The following is a 17,079-nucleotide window of genomic DNA, read 5'->3' on the forward strand; positions in this document are numbered from 1 at the left end:
CAGTTTGAAGCCTGGCCCCTCCGATATCACCCCGTCATTGAGGGGCGCCTTTTCTCGACAACGCCTCGAGTATTCTCCTCGCGCGCTCGCCGGGACCTTCCTTGCTTGCCTCGGCAAGCGCGTTTTCCAGCCTGCTCACCCACGGACCATAACGATCGGACACATGGACCGTCGCATAGGCCATGATTTCAAGGAGTTTCTGAATTTTCTCCGCTGACAGCTCATCATCCATAGGGCGCTCCGCACAAACCGGCGGCCGTCATCCCATCCGCGGAGCCCGCAGGCCAATACCATCACCTCAACCACGGGGAGCTACGGGACTTGCCCGCAGAGTCTTGAAGAACAGGCGAACCGGCCGGGCCGGGAGGAGAGGCCTCCCGCGCGAGCGGCGGGGGAACATCCGAAAGCCAGCCCCATGAACGAGCCCGCCAAGCACCCCATCATCACCAAGGCCGAACAGCACTACCTGGACCTCGCCCTCAAAATCGAAAGCCGCAAGACAGCGATCTTTGCGGCGATGAAGGCGCTACTTCTCGAAAGCATCGTTGTCACCTACGACGGCGAAAGCGACGAGGGGCAAATCGAAAGCATCACGGGTTCCCGGTATCCGGCGGGGTACGTGCCCACCAACACCGATGCCGACCTTGCTGCCCTGGTCGATGTCGATCTCACAGGCACGCCAGCCGTCGCGGCGTCCGCGTATGACTTCTTCCCCAACCTGCATGAGCTCGCCGAGGACCTTGCGTGGAACCTCATCGAAATGCACGACGCCGGCTTTGAGGACAACGATGGCGGTTACGGCGAGATCACATTCGATGCCGCCACGGGCAAGGTCAGGATGGAGATCAACAGGCGTTTCGTGGACGTGGCCACCAGCGAGCTGGAGGCATGACATGGACTACATCTCCATCTGCCGCAGCAATTACTTCAAGGTCCGGGATGCCAAGCGGTTCGTCCGCTGGTGCCGCTACCATGGGCTTGAGCATTGGACCTATGAAAACGAAGGCGAGACCTTCCACGCCATAGGCAATGACGATGGCGGCGGATGGCCGTCCTACAATCACGATGGCGAGTTCGATTTTGAAATCGAACGGGAGCTCCAGTCCCACCTCGACCCGTCGACGGTGGCCATCATCTATTCCGCAGACCATGAGGGCTTGCGATACGTCGGCGGGCACGCCGTGGCGGTCCACGCCACCAAGCCGCCCACCTATCTGGGGCTGAAAGCCATCGTCGCGCTGGCCCGTACAGCCTACGGGCCCGAGGTCACCATCGACGACGACAACTAACCCACCCCGTACCCAACGAAAGCACGCACCCATGGCTCACGCCTACCATCATGCCATTTCCTCCGTCAAAAAATGGGGAGGCACCACCGACGACTATCTCGCCATCCACGCCTGGTTCGACGAAAGCAAAGGACAGCTTTGCGATTTCCGGCACCGCGCCTTGCGCCACCACGCCGAGGGCATCCTGATGATGGAAAGCCTATTTGGCGTCACTCTCACCCTCTCCACCGGCCGCGTGATCCCGACGCGATGGGTGGGCGAGCAGCATGTCCGCGAAGACCTGGGGCGCATCCCGACCTTCGCCGACTGGGCGCGCGAGATCCGGCCCCAGCGCTGGATGGGCGCCGCGAAGAAGCTGTCAGAGGAAGCGGACCAACGCGAGCTTCAGAACCGCGAATGCAGCCCGGTCCAGAATTGAAAGCCCCTGCCTCGCTTTTCCACCGCCCATCCATGAGGAGGGTTACGGGCCATGCACCGCAGTTCATCATCGGAGGCGTTCCTGCGCGACGGGGGATTCAACAACCGCCCGCCGCGCGCCCCGTGATGCGCTTTACACAGGTGCGCAATGGCCCCGATCACCAACATCAGACCAATTCCCTACCCGAAATCCGTCAACGGCGAGTATGTGCGTGTCCTGCTCACCGCAACCTCACTCATGCCGAATGACGCGAATTTCCGGCATGCCCTGCGGTTCATCCGGGACGTGTACGGCGAGCCCACCGTTTTTCACGCCGCCGGAAATTTCCACGACCCCGATTTCAGGACCCAGCGCTTCTGGGCCCGCGCCGAAACCGTCGGCAATGATGAAATGGAATATGACCCCGACGGGATGAATGACCTCGATGACCGCGGTTGGCTACTCCCGGACGACCCGCTCACCGCCTGTGCACATCTTTGGGATTTCGCCCGACCACACGTCCTGCTTGCGGTGCAGGGCTCGTTGTTCACGCGCTATCTCGCATTCCGGGCGACGGAGGGGGACATCCCCATCGTCACCATCACGCGATACCGGCCTTCAACGGTAGAGAGGATCTTGGGAGGGGATATCGTCACCCCGGACTGATGCACTCCCTCATGGCAGCTTGGCCACAGGGGTGTATGCCGCAAGCATGCGCCGTGGATACCCTCTGCCCAAGATGGCAGCACGGGACCTTGCTTCCGGAAGCAAGGTGCCACCGTAATGCGGCCACCATGCTTCATAATGTGATTTCAACGACGGGAAACAAGGTCCCTTGCTTCCGACCCTGCCGCAGCGGGGGACCATGCTGCTGACCGAAGAGCACGACGCCGGGACCCTGGTGCGCATCTACGCGACGCAGCAGGCAAGTGTTGTCACCTGGTTCGAGGATGACGGCGGAGGTGGAACCGTCCTGCACGCCGAGCTCGGCGAATTCGCATCACCCTGGTCAAACGGCGACGAGAAGGTCGAGGCGGTGAAGGCCGCGGTCCTCATGGACGTCGCCCGCCGCTTGAATTGCCCCGTGGACAAGGTGTTGTGCCGTTCGCTGTCGGAGCTTGCGTTGGTCACCGACCCGCTGCTCGAACACAAGCACAGTTGGAGCGGCCGTCGCCACTCGCGCTCGTCTCCCTCGCGCTAAAATCATCTACGTGTCTCTAGGGAATTCCCTATCGTCCGTGTGCAAACGCATTTAAAACGTGTCGCAGAGTCGTTTCACGTCCGTTCCACGATGCAGCTCATCGCCTAAAAAACCTTCGGGGGTCCGGGGGCAGAAAGCCCCCGAGGGCTCAGATGATGCAACCATGGTTGCGATAACATTCGGCAACTGTCGGTGCCGGCGGGTGTACGGTCTGAATACAACACATTAGATTGCTCCTAGTGGAGCAAGCAATGCTTTTGGGCCCATAAATGGGCCTCAAAAGCGGTCGCATTCGGCCTTCAGCCTCAAGCGCCCTGCTTGTCCCTCAAGCGCCGGGAGGGCTTTTTACAACGATGCCTGCGAAGGGTTCTTCGAAACGATCGAAGCCGCTATGCCTGCGGCGCAAGGTTGCGTTCACCGACGACGAGGCGGCGCGTCTCGTCACGGCCGCGAAGCTTGCAGGGAAGGCGCAGTCGAAGTTCATGCGCGATGCGGTGCTGGCGGCGATGGGTGAAGCGCCGGCGCCCAAGCCCAGGCGCAATGCGGTGAAGGACCAGGCGGCCGCCGAGCTGGAGCGCGTGAACTGGTTGCTCGCCAACCTTTCCAAGAACGTCAATCAGCTCGCGCGGCAGGCGAACGCCGGCATGGTGCAGGTTACGCGGCGCGAGACCGAATACCTGCTGAGCCAGCACCAGCTGGTGCTCTCGAAGGCCGCGGCGGTGATGGAGCGGCTGCTCGCGTGATCGGCAATGTGCACAAGGGCGGCAACGGGTTCCGGGGCATCGTCAACTATCTGCTGCACGGGAAAAGGGACGAGCCCGATCCGGACCGCGTCGCGTGGGCCATCACCCGCAACATGCTCGTGCACGATCCGGACCTTGCGCCCGCCATCATGCGCGCCACCGCCAACCAGTCCGCGCGGTGCTTGAAGCCCGGCTACCATTTCTCCATCAGCTGGCGTCACGACGAGAACCCGACCGACGAGTTGATGCGCATGGTGGGCGACAGCACCATCGCGGACCTCGGCCTCACTGAACATCAGGCGCTGATGCTTTGCCACAAGGACAAGGCACACCGGCACCTGCACATCCTCGTCAACCGCGTCCATCCCGGCACGCACAAGGCCTGGCACACCGGCAAGGACTACGAGCGCCTGGAACAAAGCATCGCGCGGCAAGCTAAGGCGCTCGGCATGCTCCACGTGCCCGGCCGGTTCAACGAACCCGAACGCGCCCTTACGCAACCCCGACATGCACGCGACGGCGAATTCCAGAAAGCGCGCCGCGAGGCCAAGCCCCGCCCCCTGGACAGGTGGTCTCTGGACGAAATCAAGTCGCGCAAGCTGCAACTCGGGCCGATTTTCGAGGGCTCGCGCAGTTGGGACCAGCTCGCGCAGAACCTCGCCCGAGAAGGTTTGACGATCACCCGCAAAGGGCAGGGGCTCATCATCGCGGATGCCTTTGGTTTCATGAAACTGTCCGATCTCGGCAAGGAGGTCCGTCTCGGGACGCTTGAAGCGAATTACCGCGAGCGCTTCGACGCCTTCAACGCGCGCGGCGGAAACAACGGCTTGTTGTTCCCGGACCAACCGTTGTCGGCCGGACTCCTTACCCCCGCGCGCGATGTGGATACCGTCAGCCCGCTCCTGAAATCCCGAGCCCGACCTATCCATGCGGATGGCGCAAGCGAAGAGGACGGTGGCTACGATCCCGGTCATGAGCTGTCAGACCGCGAACGCGACGAGGAAGAGAAGCAACGCCTCCGTGAGGAAGCGCGGCAACGCCGCATCGTCGAACGCGAGGCCGAGCTTGAAGAGCGCGCACGCCGGAAGGCGGCTTCCTCATGGAGCGATGCCGACGAAGCCGCCGATGCCGCCGAACATTCCCTTGATGCGCGGACGGCGCCGACGCCCAGGGAGAAGCCCGTGGAACAACCCGACCCGCTGTCCGATGCGCATGAGGAGCTTGCCCTCGCCCGCGCCACGCTGGACCTCAGCTACGCCCTCGGCGGCCTGGTCAGCGATGCCCAACGCGAACGCGCCCGGCAGGATGTCGAAGTTGCGCAGGAGAAGGTCGACGCAAACCTCTCCTTCGCCGACAAGCTCAAGGCCGATATCGCCGAAGCCCTCCAGGCAAAACCGGAGCCGGCACCCAAAGCGGCCCCGGAGCCCGAGCCGGAGCAGGACGAGGACGACGAAATGGAGATGTAGCGCACGCCCCCATTCCACGGTGCCGGCATGAAAGGCCGGACCGTGTGGGGGGTGCGGTTCTACCGCGACGATGACATCCCGGACGACTGGGTGGAGCTGACACTCAGCGACGCCGTGGGATCGGACGGCGGCGCAGCGGCGGTCCATGTGGTGCTCCCCGAAACAGACCCGCCGCTTGTCGCCAAGATCTTCAATGATGAGATCCGCAACCGTGTGCAGACGGTTCCGGGTTACGCCGATCGCGTGTTCATCCCCGCGCTTTACTGGGATACCCTGCGCGAGGAATTGCCCTTTGCGACATGGCCGCGGCGCGCCCTCTTCGACCGCCGGGAACCCGACGCGGCGTCGAGGAACGCCCATCTCATCGGCTTCACCATGGAGCGGCTGGAAAACACCATCTCGCTCAGCGATCTCGCGGTCCACATCAAGAATACGATACCGCTACTCCGAAAGGCCCATGGGCCCGACCGCGAAGCCGTCTACCACATCTGCGCCAAGATGGCCGAGCAGCTGGCCGAGCTCCATCGGCACCGCTGGGGATTCGTCTTCGGGGACATGAGCCCCAACAACATCCACGTCAGCCGCAACTGGCGGGACGTCTACTTCATCGACACCGACAGCTACCAATTCTCGGCTGGGAAGGGGCGTTACCCGTTCCCGCTGTACGGCCTCACGCCGAATTTCATTTCCCCCGGGGCCAACGCCCTCCTCAACGCCAACAAAATGGTGACTGCGGCGCACGACGATTTCGTGCTCGCCATCCACATCTTCATCCTGCTTACCGCCGACGCGGGCATCGTCTGCCATCCGTTCAAGGAGGAAGACGATTTCATCGAACAGCGCCTGTTCCCGTTCGAGACGTCGCCCCCGGATGTCAACCCCGCCCTGGTCGAGGTTTACCAGTCTTTCCCCGCCGCGTTCCGCGATGCCTTCCGTAAGACCTTCACCACATCGACGCCCGTCACCGCGCAAGAGTGGGTGACCATCATCACCGACCAGCGGAGGTTACTTTGGCGAAGCTGAAGAACCGCCTCCAGCGGTCACGGCTGACACGTTCGAACCCTATGATCCCTACGTGGTGGACGAATTCACGCACATCCCAACCTTCCTTACCAAGGAAGCAGAAACACCGGCACCGGCAAAGCCCGAGGCCAAGGACTTCATCCCCTTCACTCCGGCTCCCACCTTCAGGCTGGAAAAGTACCCAAATCCTCGCGCCCTCACCAAGGAGGAGGAGGAGGCCCGCGACGCGCCGTACTGGTTTCACCGGGACGACCACCGGGCGCGATTCACGCGCGGCTTCTGGACAACATTCCTCGTTGGGTTTGCCATGCTGTGGTGGGCCCCCAAAACACTCCCCGGCCCGCCCTTGCCCGCGACGCCTCCGCCGCCGCCCGCGCAAGACCAACACCAGACCCCTCCCACGCCAGTTGGATCGGCCGGACGCCTTCCGGCCTTCGCCCCGGTGGCGCTCGACCCGGCGGCAAGGAGCAAAGACCCGCTTCCTTCCTTCATCACCCGCAGGTGGATGCCGGCGCCCTCCGATTTCCTCACCGGGAGGGCGTCCGTGCGTGACGCGTTGATCTCCGGCCTCGCCGCCTCCCTGCTTGTCGAAATCAGGGGCGTTCTCGGAACCCACCTCGAGGGTCCCGCCTCTTCGGCCGACGACGGGAACGCCGTCGCAAGCCTTGCGGCGCTGGTCGGTGACAAACACCCGGACAATCCCGCCGCCATCAAGACCGACCTCCATAAGGCGCGGGCGCGGGCCCTGCACATGGCACGCTACCGGGGACACTTTCCGCTCCCCGCAAGCACCACCGATGGCATCATGGCCCTCCTCGACGTCGACGACGTCCTCATGCTCACCGACACCCTCAATCTGCTCGGCCGCGACAGCACGAGCCACAGCTTCGAGGCCGCGCTCAAAGCGCCTGGCGCCAAGGTGGCCGGGTCTACCTCGCGCCTCAACGACGGGTGTTTCGCCTACAGCCTGACCTTCACCCGCGACGCCTTTGCCGGCCATGAGAACGGCAAGGCCTGCCTCGCGGGCAGCAAATGGATTCTCGCATCATCAGCCAAAGGAGGAGACGACACATGGGGAAGATGATCAAGGACATCAACGGCAACATGCTGGCCGACGACGATGAGATCGCACCCGCCAAAACCGGCCTCAAGCGCTACCCCTTCCTGTTCCTCGTCGACATCTCGGGATCGACGGGCGACCAGCCGGACCCCGACATCCACCACATCAACACCTCCCTCGCCAACATCATGGACCTGTTGCGCAAGCCCACGCCCTCATCCGAGCTCGCGAAGCAAATCGACAAGGTCGATGTCTGCATTGTGAGCTACTCCGACGACGTCCACGACGTCATGCCCTGGAAGGAAGCCGAAAAGATCCCCGCCTCTTTGCCCCTGCTGGTTCCGATGGGTGGGACGTCAACGGCCAAGGCCTTCGAATACGCCCTCAACCGCATCGCCGACCGGCTGACCTTCTACAATACCAAGAAGCTCGGGTTCGGCATGCCGCACATCATCCATTTCACCGACGGGGCCATCAACGACGCGAAGCCGGGCGACGCCAAATGGAACGCCATCAAGAGCAGGCTGAGCCAGGTCGACGGCAGGACGAATTCGGAGAAGCGCATCGCCACCATGATCAACTTCATCTCGCCGAAGGGATGCTCAAAGGATTTCGTCGAGGTGGACGGCCGCAAGATGTCCGGCATCGAACTCCTGTCCGAACTCACCGGCGCGCAATCCATCTACGAAATGGGCAAGGAGCAGACGACCTTCGAGGGGTTCGTGAAGCTCATCACGGTACTCATCACCAAGATCACCCACAACTTCCGCACCCAGGACGCCGTGGATGAAGCCGCCAAGGCGATCAAGGACGGAAAAACGAAACTCAGGAACGTGGGGAAGGGCTGAGATGGCACGCATGGACATCACCCCTCGCTACGACTTCGCCTGCATGCAACGCATCCAGACCGCGATGCGCCCCCCCTGGCTCATCGTGTGCTTCGGCCAACAGGGTGTGAGGCATTACAAGGAAAACCAAGCCTGCGAGGACAATTTCGTCGTCGGCGGCTGCGATGACGCCGCCGGAACCCACGTGACATGGTTGGTGCTCGCGGACGGCATCTCCAATTGCAGCCATTCCCAGTGGGGAAGCCGCGAAGCGTGCCACGCCGTGAACGCCTATCTCGGACGCGAAATCAGCAGGGGCGCGAAACCGGGACTCGACGTCCTCACCCAAGCCATGGGGGCCGCGCACACCACGCTTGCCGACCTCGCGGCACGGATGAACAGGAGCCTCGATGAATTCGGCACGACACTGGCTATCGGTTTGCTCCATGGCCAATCGATCTACGCCGCAACCATCGGGGACTCCAGCGCGGCGATTTCCATGGTGTCCGAAGCGGTCACCGACGCACCCTCAGGCGACCCCACAAGATCCTATGCCCCGTTCTGCACGGCCAAGCCATCCGGCAAGGACAATTACTCCTACAGCGTGACCGAACCCACATGGATCGACATGATCGCGCGTGCCGAAACCCACAACCTCGATGTGGACCTCGTCATGCTCGCCACCGACGGCGGCCACAACTTCTTCCTCGACCCCACGCCCGAAGGGCATGTCTTCGACCCCGCCTATCCGGAGTACCTGCTCGGCAAACTCCGTAACCCCAAGGTGGGGCCTCTCCTGATCGGGAATGTCCTCTCGTTCTTCATGAAGGAGGTAAAGGCCGAGCATGACGATGACCGGACGGTCCTCATCGCCGTCCGTTACCCCGAACCCGAGGAGGCCGCGTGATGCCCGGCGGTTATCTCACCATCTCGGCGCATCCCCTGCGCAACCTCTCCGACTACAACGACCAGACCTTCCTGACCCACGTCGACACGCTGCTGTCCGACCCGCGCTCTGTCTTCTCGGCGCCCGTGGAGGACCTCACCGGCTACAGCGGGTCGTACCACAACCTCAACCAGCACATCTCCACCGCCTGTGAAGCCCAGAAAGCCTCCAACATTGAATACCTCGGCGACGTGGCGTCGAGCTTCGGGTCCACCAAGGGCCTCATCACCGTCGCCGCGAAACACCTCGGGAAGCGCATCTCGCATTCCCGCAAGCACAACGGCGCCCTGAAGCTCATCCACGAATTCGTCGTGTCGCGCCCCGCCCTCGCCTTCGACGACAAGGAACGGCAGATTTTCCGGGGCGCGGCCGAACTGGTGGCCGCCGGGGTTTACAACGGGGAGCAATGGCGGCGGTTGCTGGCGATCCTGGTGTGGAACAACGGCAACTGCCAACTCGAACCCACCGACGAAGCCCAGGGCAATGCCCGCGTGCTCGAGATCAAGAACCTCCTGACCCAATTCCTGATGAAGGAACTTCCCGCCACCACCACGGTCCTCGCGCAAACGGCCAGGGACATCAGCGCGCACCGAGCGATGGCATCGGCCGCCCAAACCGTCCAGACCGGCGCGCGCTGGATGACGCCGGCCGACGTCGAGGCCAGCCGCTACTACAGCGACGTGGTCTCGCCCGACGCGTTGGTGCTAGGATACCACCCCATCTCCGGCAAACCCCTGACCTTCACGGGCAACGAAAGCCTCATCTCCATCGGCGGCCCGGGCTCAGGCAAAAGCCAGACGCAGGTCATCCCCAACCTTCTCACCTACCGCGGCAGCGCCATCATCCTCGACGTCAAAGGCGAGTTGTGGGACGCAACCGCCGGCTACCGGGAAAAACACTTCGGACCGGTCTACAAGTTCGCGCCCACCGACCCCGACGGCCGGACACACCGCTACAATCCCTTCGACTTCATCTCGAAGAAGCCCGGCGAGGCCGCCAACGACTGCACCGTCTTCACCTACCAGGTGGTGGAGCACAACCCCGACCTCACGCAGCCGTACTGGGAAAACCGCGGACGCGACATGATGTGGGCCTACGCGATGATGGTCGCCCTCAAAGCCTCTCCCCAAAACCGCACCATCCAGGGATTGGGTGAACTGCTCGCCACGCCACCGGCCAAGGACCCCAACGCCGAGATCATGCAGCTCGTGCGGATGATGAAAAGGGTCGCCGAACTCACGAACATCTCCGACCTCGCCGCCGCTGCAGACGCCATCCAGACCGGCATTAACTCGAAGGACCGGCTGGAAAGCATCCTCGACACGGCGCGGCGCTACCTGGCGCTCTTCAACCGCAACCCCGACCTCAGCGCGGCGATGTCGACATCCGACTGGCGCCCGCAGATCTTCAGGAGCCAGCCCGGCGCGTCGCTTTTCATCACCATCCCAACAACCGACCTCGAGGCCTTCGGGCCGATCGTGCGCACGATGCTGTTCCAGCATTTCCGCATCTTCATGGCCACCCAAAGCAGGCCCGGCGAATTGCCGATCACCTTCTTCCTCGACGAGATGCCCCAGCTCGGCAACTTCAATTCCATCCTCCAGCTCCAGGACGTCGGCCGTGGGTCCGGCCTGAGGCTGTGGATGTTCTGCCAATCGCTCGGCCAACTCGCCAAGGCGTTCGGCCAAAACCGTTACGAGGGTGTTGTTGATGCCTGCCGGGCGCGTTGCTTTTTCCAGCCCGACAACCAGGCGGTGCGGATGATCGAACCGAGCCTCGGCGAAACCCAACATCTGTTCCATGGAACAAAAGAACCACTGGCCCGGGCCAACGACCTCATGGGCAAGGCCTTTGATGACAAGATCATCGTGACCACGCGCGGCGACCATCCCGTCGCCCTCGACAAGCGGTGGGCATGGAAGGAGATGCAGCACCTCATGTTGCCACCGCCCCAGCTCAAATCGATCAAGACCGTATAGGGTTTGATCTGCCCGCATTGACACGGTTCGCCATCGTGCAAGGCTTCTCGTTCAAGGGAAGCCGCATGGATGGAATTCAGCTATGACGACTGGGATGAGGAAGAGGAGGTAGAGCTTTTTGCATCGACAGCGCTCAAGGCGCCGTCGCCCTCTCCCTGGCGATCGTTGACCTCGGAACTGGCCCGCATGGGCGGGGTCTCGTCGTCCTCCATCTATCCCTACGGCTACAGCGTCCATTACCTCATCCGCCACCTCACGGCACGGGAGGGGAACATCCTCGCGGCGGACGACATCTTCCGCCATTTCCGCTGCCACTTGCCCGAGGACAAGCGCATCCCGAACATCGGATGCGACCACTTCCTTGAGCACCTCGCCCGGTGGGGCTCCGTTGCGGGGTTTCGCCTGGAAGGAAGGTGGGTGGCGGGAGCGGCCTATCGGACCCCGCCGCTGGACCTGCAGGCCACACAGGCTTTTGTCGAAGCGCTCGCCCTGCTCGGCTGACGTCAGCGGGAGAGGCCGTCCTCCTCTTCCATGTCCTCGGCGTCCATCTTGGCCATGGCGGGTATGAGCGGGTTCACCCGCTCCTCATCTCTTGCCTTGGCCTTCTCGGCCTCGCGGGCGCGCTCACGTTCCGCCGCATAGGCCCTCAGCTGCTTCAGCGGCGCGAATTCCCCGACGCGGGCCTCGGGGAACGATTCCAGCCGATCCAGCAATTGGTCCATCTGCCGCTTGGCGTGGTGCTTCGCGAAACTCCGCTCCGCCCTGCCCCTGAACCGTTCATGCGCGAGCAGGGCATGTTCCAGCAGCACATTCTGGGGAAGCTCCTCGCCCCGGTCCTTGGCGATGCGCTTCAACGTCTCCACCGTCCACATCAACCGCCCTTTCCGTGTTTCAAGGCAACGTCACGGTAGTAGACGTTGGCGCCATGCTGGCAGCGGACGATTCCCGCCTTGGCCGCGATCAGCTTCCACTCCTCCTCGAAGGACGTGAGGGTGAGCCGCTCCTCGTTCCTTGACTTGCACCAGCCCTGATATGCATCCCACAACTGGGTGATGGTCGTGAGGGTCTTGTCTTCCGGGACGAGGTTCTCCGCGGCGAAGGTTGCGATGCGCCAGCCGAGGCATTTCCCGTCGGCGAGCTCGTCGCCCTGTGTCGCGCTGTTGAGTTCCATGGCCCCACCAGTAGCGCATGTCACGCGGCGGCGGACCATTCACGTGGATAGGTGCTGCATGCCTACGGAAGAGTCAGCTTGTCCACCGTGTGCATGCGGTTGAGGCAATCTTGTATCCCCACTGTATTGACGCGGTATGCACCCTTCGGGGAGGCTTCGCGTGTCCACCAAAGAAAGAAACGACCATGGACCAAAAGACCAAGCCTTCCTTCTCTGTCAACATGCAGGCCGGCCCGCGCCAAAGCCGCTACGGCAAGCAACTGCCCCACTACAAGGGGACCATCACCGCGCCCGAGTCCGGCATCGCGCAAGACGTCGCGCTGTGGAGCGGCGAATACACCAACCAGGCAGGTGTCGTGATGACCTACTTCAATGGTGTGGTCGAACCCGTCTCCCGCTCCGCCGACGCCATGGTGCAAATCCGCGCCCGCGCCGCCTCCGCCGAGAAGGCTGCCCCGATCGCCATCGGCGGCAAGGATGGCCGCGAGCCCATCACCGTTGAGGACGGACGCGTTGTGCTGTTCGAAGCCCAGCACAAGGACGGCACCAACATCGCTTCCAACGGCAAGCGCCGCGCCGACGTCTACGGCTACTGGAACAACGGCGGCCAGCTGGTGCAGATCGGCGCCTACGTCAGCAAGCAGGAAGGCCGTCTCGCCTCCCTCGTGGGCAAGACGCAGTTCCCGCTGTCGAAGGAGCAGCTCGAGACCACCGGCGGCGAAATGGACCAGGCCGACATCGACAGCATGAGCCGCATGCTGGAAGAGCGCGACGAAGTCGTGCCCTTCGGCCAGGATCCGAAAGCCGGCAAGCGTGCGCGCGGCGGACGGTAATCAGGCGCTCACCGATGAAGGCCCTTCGGGGCCTTCTTGTTTATCGTCCTAGCCAACTATAGCCCATTAGTCAGCGCAACTTGCTATACGGTCGTCTATTGGATTGGGCTGAATAACGAGCAATAACTAGAGACTCTACGCGGCTCGCTTTTTTTGTCCAACAACCTTTGAAGCTTCATGACCACCAACAAACGCCAGTCCCGCTACGACCAGCTCCTTGACAAGTATCACAACATACTTTCGACCAAGTCTGGAACTCGTTACGAAATCCTCGCCGCGTTAGTGTTCAAGGCCCTGGACGACAAGCGGGTGGTTATCCACGATCTCAAACTGGCCGGCGCTGCCGTGCAGCACCAGATTGACGTCACCGTCGACATCGCCGGCACCACACGGCGCACCCTCATCGAATGCAAGGACTACGACCTCTCCGGCGGCAAGGTCGGCCTCGACATCATTCGCAGCTTCAGGTCCGTCGTTGAGGACACCGGCGCCGACGAAGGTATAGTCATCACCTGCAATGGCTTCACTGAGGACGCTCAAGCCTACGCCGCATCCAAAGGCATCAAACTTGCCGTCTTGCGCATCTTCGAAGAGCGCGACCGGGAGGGTCGCATCGAGAGGATTATCATCAACATCACAGTCCAGCGACCCGCAAACCCTAACGTCACCATCAAGATCGAGCCCTCACATTTGCCGACCTACACCGCGCAACTAGCTGCCGCCGGAATATCCAACGGCATCCACGTATCCGACCGGGTATACTTTGTGAACGGTTCAGAACAGGTGCAATTCAACGAGTTTCTGTCCCCGCGCGTCGACGAGGCCATGCTCACCACCGCCAACACTGTCTCGGTCTCTTTCCCCTCGGCCGGCTGGCAACTTCAAGTCGACGACAACCTTCCCCTGCCATTCCAATCCATTGATCTTGCTTTTGACATTCATGAACAAACTCTCACCAGCCAAATCGTCTCGACCCGCGTCGCGGAGCTCATCCTCTCTGGTTTTGGCCCCGATGACCTCATCGTATTCGGCGACCAGATCGAGCGCTACGCCGTTGACCCCGTGACAGGCGCAGCCACTCGGAACCCCGCTGTCTAGTTCTGTCACGCCACACCAAGCTCCAATTTCTTTCTACTGCAGTCGACACAGCCTCGGGCTCCCGTAACCTCCCGTAGATCACGTAAGGCTGTTTGATTGGTCCCCTCTTGCGGACGCTTATGTCGGACGCCGTCGCAATCACGCGCGGTGTTCACACGAGGTCCACATGGCCACGAAACGATATGATGCCCCCCTGCGCTTCCACGTCCACCTCAACAAGGGCAAGCAGCCCGGCGACAGGCAGCCGTTGCTCACCGGCGGGATCCTGCCCCCCGGCATCGACCAGGAAAGGAAGGTCTCGCTCTGGGCGCACTACACGGGCAAGGAAACCGCGAAACTGCCCGGCATCCTCTCCGGCAGGATGAGTCTGGGGCTCTCGGCGGAAGACCAGTTCGCGCAGTTTTCCAAGGACGGTCTTCAGGACCAATCGGTGCACGAGCTCGCGATGAACGGCGAGCGAGACCCGATGCAGATCAAGCCCGGCGAGGTGGTGCTGTTTCTGGCGCCCAACCGCGACGAGGCAAAGAAGCAGCCGCACTACTTCGGCTACGCCAACCCCGGCGCGGGCGAGCCCCTGACCTCCATCGGCGGATGGGTGGGCACCGACCGCAACGGCGATCTGCAGATCACCGGCGACACGCAGGTGTACGAGCCGCGCAATGAGCAGGAGAGGTCCAACCACGGCCGCGAACCCATCGACGAGCAGGAGGACGAACACGAACACAGCATGTGAGGACGGGCCTTTGCCCGCACGCGAAGGGGCGGACCGCTTCGGCGGCTCGCCCGACCCCAACCCTTCAACGACCTTGCTGTTGCCGCCCTCCGTTTCATCAATGGGAACCCACGCCATGAACGAACGAGAATACAATCGCCGCCAGCAGAAGCGCTTCCTGATGACCCGCAAGCGCCTTTTGGTCCGTGTGCAGAAGGTGCGCATCGCGCGCGCGCGCAAACTCTGGATGGCGAAGACCAGGAAGCTCGAGGCCTGGGCGCATGCGCAGGAGATGGCGCGATGAGGCGCGTGATGAAGCCCTACGGCGCGCGCTGCGAACACGGCAACCTCGTCCTCGAGTTCGCGGAGCCTTGGGACGGCACGCCTTGCCTCAAGCAGTTTCCTCCGCATGTGCGCCGCGCGTTGCTTTCGGAGCCGCAGATCAAGAGCGGCATCCATCTTGAGGCGGTGCTGACCGCCGCGCATTTGGGCGGGGACGTCTTCGTTGCGGTGAAGGACGATGTCGAATGCCTCATTGCCACCCGGTTGGTGCTGGAGCGTTTTCCGATGGACCCGGTGGCGAAGGACGCGGCGTTGACGTTTCACGATTTCGCGGGAGCGTCGGCCTCGCCGCTCGATGAGATCCTGGAGAGCGCGACCTTCGAACCGCTGGCCGGCGCCGATGAGGAAAACGAGGAGGAGGCGGCGCCATGAAACCCTTCCGCCGCGTCATCGACTATGTCCGCGACCGCCATGGCACGCTCAACGTCTACGTCATGGGCCCGCTGGAAACGGCCAGCACCATCGACGATTTCCCGCAAGGCGTCATCAACGCGATGGAGGGTCGGCGGTGGCCGCAGACACCGTTTGAGCTCGAAGCATCCGAAGCGGCGCTGAAGCTCGGCGAATGGCTGGCGCGGGCGGCGGCCTCCGAAATGGAATGCCACCACGCGGTGGCGGTGATGGAGCGGCTGATGCCGAATGATCCGCTCACTGACGAGGCGCGGGCGGCGTTTCCGCACCGGACGCTGGAGCAGGTGGCAGACCGCGAGGCCTACGACATCGAGATGGGGCTCGTAAGCCTCGTCCGCGACCATGTCATCCTCGAGCGCGCGGTCCGGTACTCGCGAAGCGCCGATGGGGCACTGTCCATCCAGCTGGACCCGGATTGGGATGGCGTTTCCCGGCTGGTCTATTTCCCGGACCACATCCAGCGCACGGTGCAAGGCCGGCCGCTGATGCTCTCGCCGGAGTACACCGAACGGGTGCGCGTAGCGAAGGCGATGGGGCCGGATGTCCATGCGGCGGTGTGGGATGACACCCAATGCGTGCTGGCGGCGCGGCTGGTCGCGGATGCGACCCTTCCCACGGACCCGTTCCGGCAGGAAGCGTTGCGGGTTTACGGAGAGGGTCATGAGGACCCCCAGCCGATCAGGAATTTGGCGGAGCCTTTGGTGTTGCAGGCGGCGCGGGTTCGCGGGTCGGCTTTGCCAGAGGTGATGCTGCTCGATGAGGCCGATGATGAGCTGGAGATATGAGAGGCCTTGTCTGGAATGGGTTCGGTGGGGCGCTCCCTCGGTTCCCTCGGGCCACGCTCTACTCGGCGATGCCTCACGGCGCCGCGTTCCGCGTCTCCGCCCTCGCGGGTGACGATCGTTGCGCCGGAACAAGTGGCGAGGCCGGTGGCCAGGAACACAGACTTGCATACTGACATAGGGAGAAGACACAACGATGCCGCCGTTGCGCACGTTCAAGAGTGATGCCATCGTCTTTAGGCGCGGTATCGCCGTCGCAGGACTCATCGGTGACAGCTATGCCCCACGTGCCGAATGGACCCGCGTCCGCAAAACGGCCGAGGCGTTATTCACCGAAGGCCCGGCGCACCGGCAAACTTTTCCGGACCACGGCATGGACGCCGAAGGCACCGGCTACCTCCTCGAATTTGGCAAGCGCCAGTTTTTCGCCATGGTGCCGGCGGTACCGGGACCGGAGTTCCCGCTCGCGAACGGCCAGCCCCAAATCATCATGACGCGCCCGCGCACCACGCAGGAATGCGCCTTCGTCTACCGCCTCATGGAGCAATGCCATCTCGGCCTGCAGATGTCCCCGGCAACGGGATACAAAAACGTCTATCCGCCGACGGTATCGCTGGACGCCGTGCTCGCCGAGAAAATGGCGGCGGGAGCAACGCGCATCAGCCTGGAATCAATCAGCGCAACAGCCTTTCGCGTGAATGACGGCGCGGAACTGTCACGCTTCCTGCGGTCAATCACTGGACGCGTCGCGTGACAGCCCCGCGACGGTTGTCGGCCTGGGCGGGTCCGCCAGCACCGC

General features: G+C 62.9%; 23 protein-coding genes. 20 read left to right on the forward strand and 3 right to left on the reverse strand.

Going from position 1 to position 17,079, the window contains the following annotated elements; genetic code table 11:
* Window positions 1-34: 34 nt before the first annotated feature.
* Window positions 35-232 (reverse strand): hypothetical protein, encoded by a 198-nt coding sequence (locus RLW55_RS00890; protein WP_409562273.1) that lies wholly within the window; start codon window positions 230-232, stop codon window positions 35-37.
* Between the two features lie 183 nt (window positions 233-415).
* Between RLW55_RS00890 and RLW55_RS00895 the strand changes: the two genes are divergently transcribed.
* The 13 genes from RLW55_RS00895 (at window position 416) to RLW55_RS00955 (ending at window position 11,432) form a co-directional block, all read left to right on the forward strand.
* On the forward strand, window positions 416-892 hold the full coding sequence (locus RLW55_RS00895; RefSeq protein ID WP_409562272.1) for a DUF6878 family protein: 477 nt from the start codon (window positions 416-418) through the stop codon (window positions 890-892).
* Between the two features lies 1 nt (window position 893).
* Window positions 894-1,289, forward strand: a complete 396-nt coding sequence (locus tag RLW55_RS00900) for a hypothetical protein (protein WP_409562271.1) — start codon at window positions 894-896, stop codon at window positions 1,287-1,289.
* Window positions 1,290-1,320: 31 nt separating this feature from the next.
* Complete coding sequence (locus RLW55_RS00905) at window positions 1,321-1,707, forward strand: DUF6915 family protein (protein WP_409562270.1); 387 nt, start codon at window positions 1,321-1,323, stop codon at window positions 1,705-1,707.
* Window positions 1,708-1,854: 147 nt separating this feature from the next.
* Window positions 1,855-2,352: a hypothetical protein gene (locus tag RLW55_RS00910; protein WP_409562269.1), complete on the forward strand. Its 498-nt coding sequence runs from the start codon at window positions 1,855-1,857 to the stop codon at window positions 2,350-2,352.
* 199 nt (window positions 2,353-2,551) lie between these two features.
* Window positions 2,552-2,887 (forward strand): hypothetical protein, encoded by a 336-nt coding sequence (locus tag RLW55_RS00915; RefSeq protein ID WP_409562268.1) that lies wholly within the window; start codon window positions 2,552-2,554, stop codon window positions 2,885-2,887.
* Between the two features lie 353 nt (window positions 2,888-3,240).
* Window positions 3,241-3,630 (forward strand): plasmid mobilization protein, encoded by a 390-nt coding sequence (locus RLW55_RS00920; protein ID WP_409562267.1) that lies wholly within the window; start codon window positions 3,241-3,243, stop codon window positions 3,628-3,630.
* Window positions 3,627-5,096, forward strand: a complete 1,470-nt coding sequence (locus tag RLW55_RS00925; RefSeq protein ID WP_423415329.1) for a relaxase/mobilization nuclease domain-containing protein — start codon at window positions 3,627-3,629, stop codon at window positions 5,094-5,096. The genes RLW55_RS00920 and RLW55_RS00925 overlap by 4 nt, the downstream gene beginning before the upstream one ends.
* Window positions 5,097-5,123: 27 nt before the next feature.
* Entirely contained in the window at window positions 5,124-6,119 is a 996-nt protein-coding gene (locus RLW55_RS00930) for a hypothetical protein (RefSeq protein WP_409562265.1), read from the forward strand.
* A 52-nt stretch (window positions 6,120-6,171) separates the two neighbouring features.
* Window positions 6,172-7,203: a hypothetical protein gene (locus RLW55_RS00935; RefSeq protein WP_409562264.1), complete on the forward strand. Its 1,032-nt coding sequence runs from the start codon at window positions 6,172-6,174 to the stop codon at window positions 7,201-7,203.
* A gap of 20 nt (window positions 7,204-7,223) precedes the next feature.
* On the forward strand, window positions 7,224-8,027 hold the full coding sequence (locus RLW55_RS00940) for a vWA domain-containing protein (protein WP_423415330.1): 804 nt from the start codon (window positions 7,224-7,226) through the stop codon (window positions 8,025-8,027).
* A gap of 1 nt (window position 8,028) precedes the next feature.
* Window positions 8,029-8,913 carry a protein phosphatase 2C domain-containing protein gene (locus RLW55_RS00945; RefSeq protein ID WP_409562262.1) on the forward strand — a complete coding sequence of 295 codons (885 nt, stop codon included), beginning with the start codon at window positions 8,029-8,031 and terminating at the stop codon, window positions 8,911-8,913.
* The gene (locus tag RLW55_RS00950; RefSeq protein WP_409562261.1) at window positions 8,913-10,931 is read left to right on the forward strand and encodes a type IV secretory system conjugative DNA transfer family protein; all 2,019 of its coding nucleotides are present in this window, start codon (window positions 8,913-8,915) and stop codon (window positions 10,929-10,931) included. Before RLW55_RS00945 ends, RLW55_RS00950 begins: the two co-directional genes overlap by 1 nt.
* 69 nt (window positions 10,932-11,000) lie before the next feature.
* Window positions 11,001-11,432, forward strand: coding sequence for a hypothetical protein (locus tag RLW55_RS00955; protein WP_409562260.1), 432 nt, complete (start codon window positions 11,001-11,003; stop codon window positions 11,430-11,432).
* A 2-nt stretch (window positions 11,433-11,434) separates the two neighbouring features.
* On the opposite strand, the gene RLW55_RS00960 is transcribed toward RLW55_RS00955, so the two are convergent.
* A complete protein-coding gene (locus RLW55_RS00960; protein ID WP_409562259.1) occupies window positions 11,435-11,803 on the reverse strand; it encodes a hypothetical protein in 369 nt (122 codons plus the stop codon).
* The gene (locus tag RLW55_RS00965; RefSeq protein WP_409562258.1) at window positions 11,803-12,102 is read right to left on the reverse strand and encodes a primase-like DNA-binding domain-containing protein; all 300 of its coding nucleotides are present in this window, start codon (window positions 12,100-12,102) and stop codon (window positions 11,803-11,805) included. Before RLW55_RS00965 ends, RLW55_RS00960 begins: the two co-directional genes overlap by 1 nt.
* A gap of 185 nt (window positions 12,103-12,287) precedes the next feature.
* On the opposite strand from RLW55_RS00965, the gene RLW55_RS00970 reads away from it, so the two are divergent.
* The 7 genes from RLW55_RS00970 (at window position 12,288) to RLW55_RS01000 (ending at window position 17,034) form a co-directional block, all read left to right on the forward strand.
* Window positions 12,288-12,935, forward strand: coding sequence for a hypothetical protein (locus tag RLW55_RS00970; RefSeq protein ID WP_409562257.1), 648 nt, complete (start codon window positions 12,288-12,290; stop codon window positions 12,933-12,935).
* A gap of 177 nt (window positions 12,936-13,112) precedes the next feature.
* Window positions 13,113-14,033, forward strand: a complete 921-nt coding sequence (locus RLW55_RS00975; protein WP_409562256.1) for a restriction endonuclease — start codon at window positions 13,113-13,115, stop codon at window positions 14,031-14,033.
* 166 nt (window positions 14,034-14,199) lie between these two features.
* Window positions 14,200-14,766, forward strand: coding sequence for a hypothetical protein (locus tag RLW55_RS00980; RefSeq protein WP_409562255.1), 567 nt, complete (start codon window positions 14,200-14,202; stop codon window positions 14,764-14,766).
* A gap of 10 nt (window positions 14,767-14,776) precedes the next feature.
* Window positions 14,777-15,049 carry a hypothetical protein gene (locus RLW55_RS00985; RefSeq protein ID WP_409562254.1) on the forward strand — a complete coding sequence of 91 codons (273 nt, stop codon included), beginning with the start codon at window positions 14,777-14,779 and terminating at the stop codon, window positions 15,047-15,049.
* A gap of 8 nt (window positions 15,050-15,057) precedes the next feature.
* Window positions 15,058-15,459 carry a hypothetical protein gene (locus RLW55_RS00990; RefSeq protein ID WP_409562253.1) on the forward strand — a complete coding sequence of 134 codons (402 nt, stop codon included), beginning with the start codon at window positions 15,058-15,060 and terminating at the stop codon, window positions 15,457-15,459.
* On the forward strand, window positions 15,456-16,283 hold the full coding sequence (locus RLW55_RS00995; RefSeq protein ID WP_423415331.1) for a hypothetical protein: 828 nt from the start codon (window positions 15,456-15,458) through the stop codon (window positions 16,281-16,283). Before RLW55_RS00990 ends, RLW55_RS00995 begins: the two co-directional genes overlap by 4 nt.
* Before the next feature lie 193 nt (window positions 16,284-16,476).
* Entirely contained in the window at window positions 16,477-17,034 is a 558-nt protein-coding gene (locus RLW55_RS01000; RefSeq protein WP_409562251.1) for a hypothetical protein, read from the forward strand.
* Window positions 17,035-17,079: the final 45 nt, after the last annotated feature.

The organism is Hyphomicrobium sp. B1, assembly GCF_049532635.1.
In the GTDB taxonomy this organism is placed as follows: Bacteria; Pseudomonadota; Alphaproteobacteria; order Rhizobiales; family Hyphomicrobiaceae; genus Hyphomicrobium_B.

Excerpts from the sequence above, each read along its gene's own strand:
- RLW55_RS00890 (WP_409562273.1), bottom strand. The coding sequence starts at position 232 with ATGGATGATGAGCTGTCAGCGGAGAAAATTCAGAAACTCCTTGAAATC.
- RLW55_RS00895 (WP_409562272.1), top strand. The coding sequence starts at position 416 with ATGAACGAGCCCGCCAAGCACCCCATCATCACCAAGGCCGAACAGCAC.
- RLW55_RS00900 (WP_409562271.1), top strand. The coding sequence starts at position 894 with ATGGACTACATCTCCATCTGCCGCAGCAATTACTTCAAGGTCCGGGAT.
- RLW55_RS00905 (WP_409562270.1), top strand. The coding sequence starts at position 1,321 with ATGGCTCACGCCTACCATCATGCCATTTCCTCCGTCAAAAAATGGGGA.
- RLW55_RS00910 (WP_409562269.1), top strand. The coding sequence starts at position 1,855 with ATGGCCCCGATCACCAACATCAGACCAATTCCCTACCCGAAATCCGTC.
- RLW55_RS00915 (WP_409562268.1), top strand. The coding sequence starts at position 2,552 with ATGCTGCTGACCGAAGAGCACGACGCCGGGACCCTGGTGCGCATCTAC.
- RLW55_RS00920 (WP_409562267.1), top strand. The coding sequence starts at position 3,241 with ATGCCTGCGAAGGGTTCTTCGAAACGATCGAAGCCGCTATGCCTGCGG.
- RLW55_RS00930 (WP_409562265.1), top strand. The coding sequence starts at position 5,124 with ATGAAAGGCCGGACCGTGTGGGGGGTGCGGTTCTACCGCGACGATGAC.
- RLW55_RS00940 (WP_423415330.1), top strand. The coding sequence starts at position 7,224 with ATGCTGGCCGACGACGATGAGATCGCACCCGCCAAAACCGGCCTCAAG.
- RLW55_RS00945 (WP_409562262.1), top strand. The coding sequence starts at position 8,029 with ATGGCACGCATGGACATCACCCCTCGCTACGACTTCGCCTGCATGCAA.
- RLW55_RS00950 (WP_409562261.1), top strand. The coding sequence starts at position 8,913 with ATGCCCGGCGGTTATCTCACCATCTCGGCGCATCCCCTGCGCAACCTC.
- RLW55_RS00955 (WP_409562260.1), top strand. The coding sequence starts at position 11,001 with ATGGAATTCAGCTATGACGACTGGGATGAGGAAGAGGAGGTAGAGCTT.
- RLW55_RS00960 (WP_409562259.1), bottom strand. The coding sequence starts at position 11,803 with ATGTGGACGGTGGAGACGTTGAAGCGCATCGCCAAGGACCGGGGCGAG.
- RLW55_RS00965 (WP_409562258.1), bottom strand. The coding sequence starts at position 12,102 with ATGGAACTCAACAGCGCGACACAGGGCGACGAGCTCGCCGACGGGAAA.
- RLW55_RS00970 (WP_409562257.1), top strand. The coding sequence starts at position 12,288 with ATGGACCAAAAGACCAAGCCTTCCTTCTCTGTCAACATGCAGGCCGGC.
- RLW55_RS00975 (WP_409562256.1), top strand. The coding sequence starts at position 13,113 with ATGACCACCAACAAACGCCAGTCCCGCTACGACCAGCTCCTTGACAAG.
- RLW55_RS00980 (WP_409562255.1), top strand. The coding sequence starts at position 14,200 with ATGGCCACGAAACGATATGATGCCCCCCTGCGCTTCCACGTCCACCTC.
- RLW55_RS00990 (WP_409562253.1), top strand. The coding sequence starts at position 15,058 with ATGAAGCCCTACGGCGCGCGCTGCGAACACGGCAACCTCGTCCTCGAG.
- RLW55_RS00995 (WP_423415331.1), top strand. The coding sequence starts at position 15,456 with ATGAAACCCTTCCGCCGCGTCATCGACTATGTCCGCGACCGCCATGGC.
- RLW55_RS01000 (WP_409562251.1), top strand. The coding sequence starts at position 16,477 with ATGCCGCCGTTGCGCACGTTCAAGAGTGATGCCATCGTCTTTAGGCGC.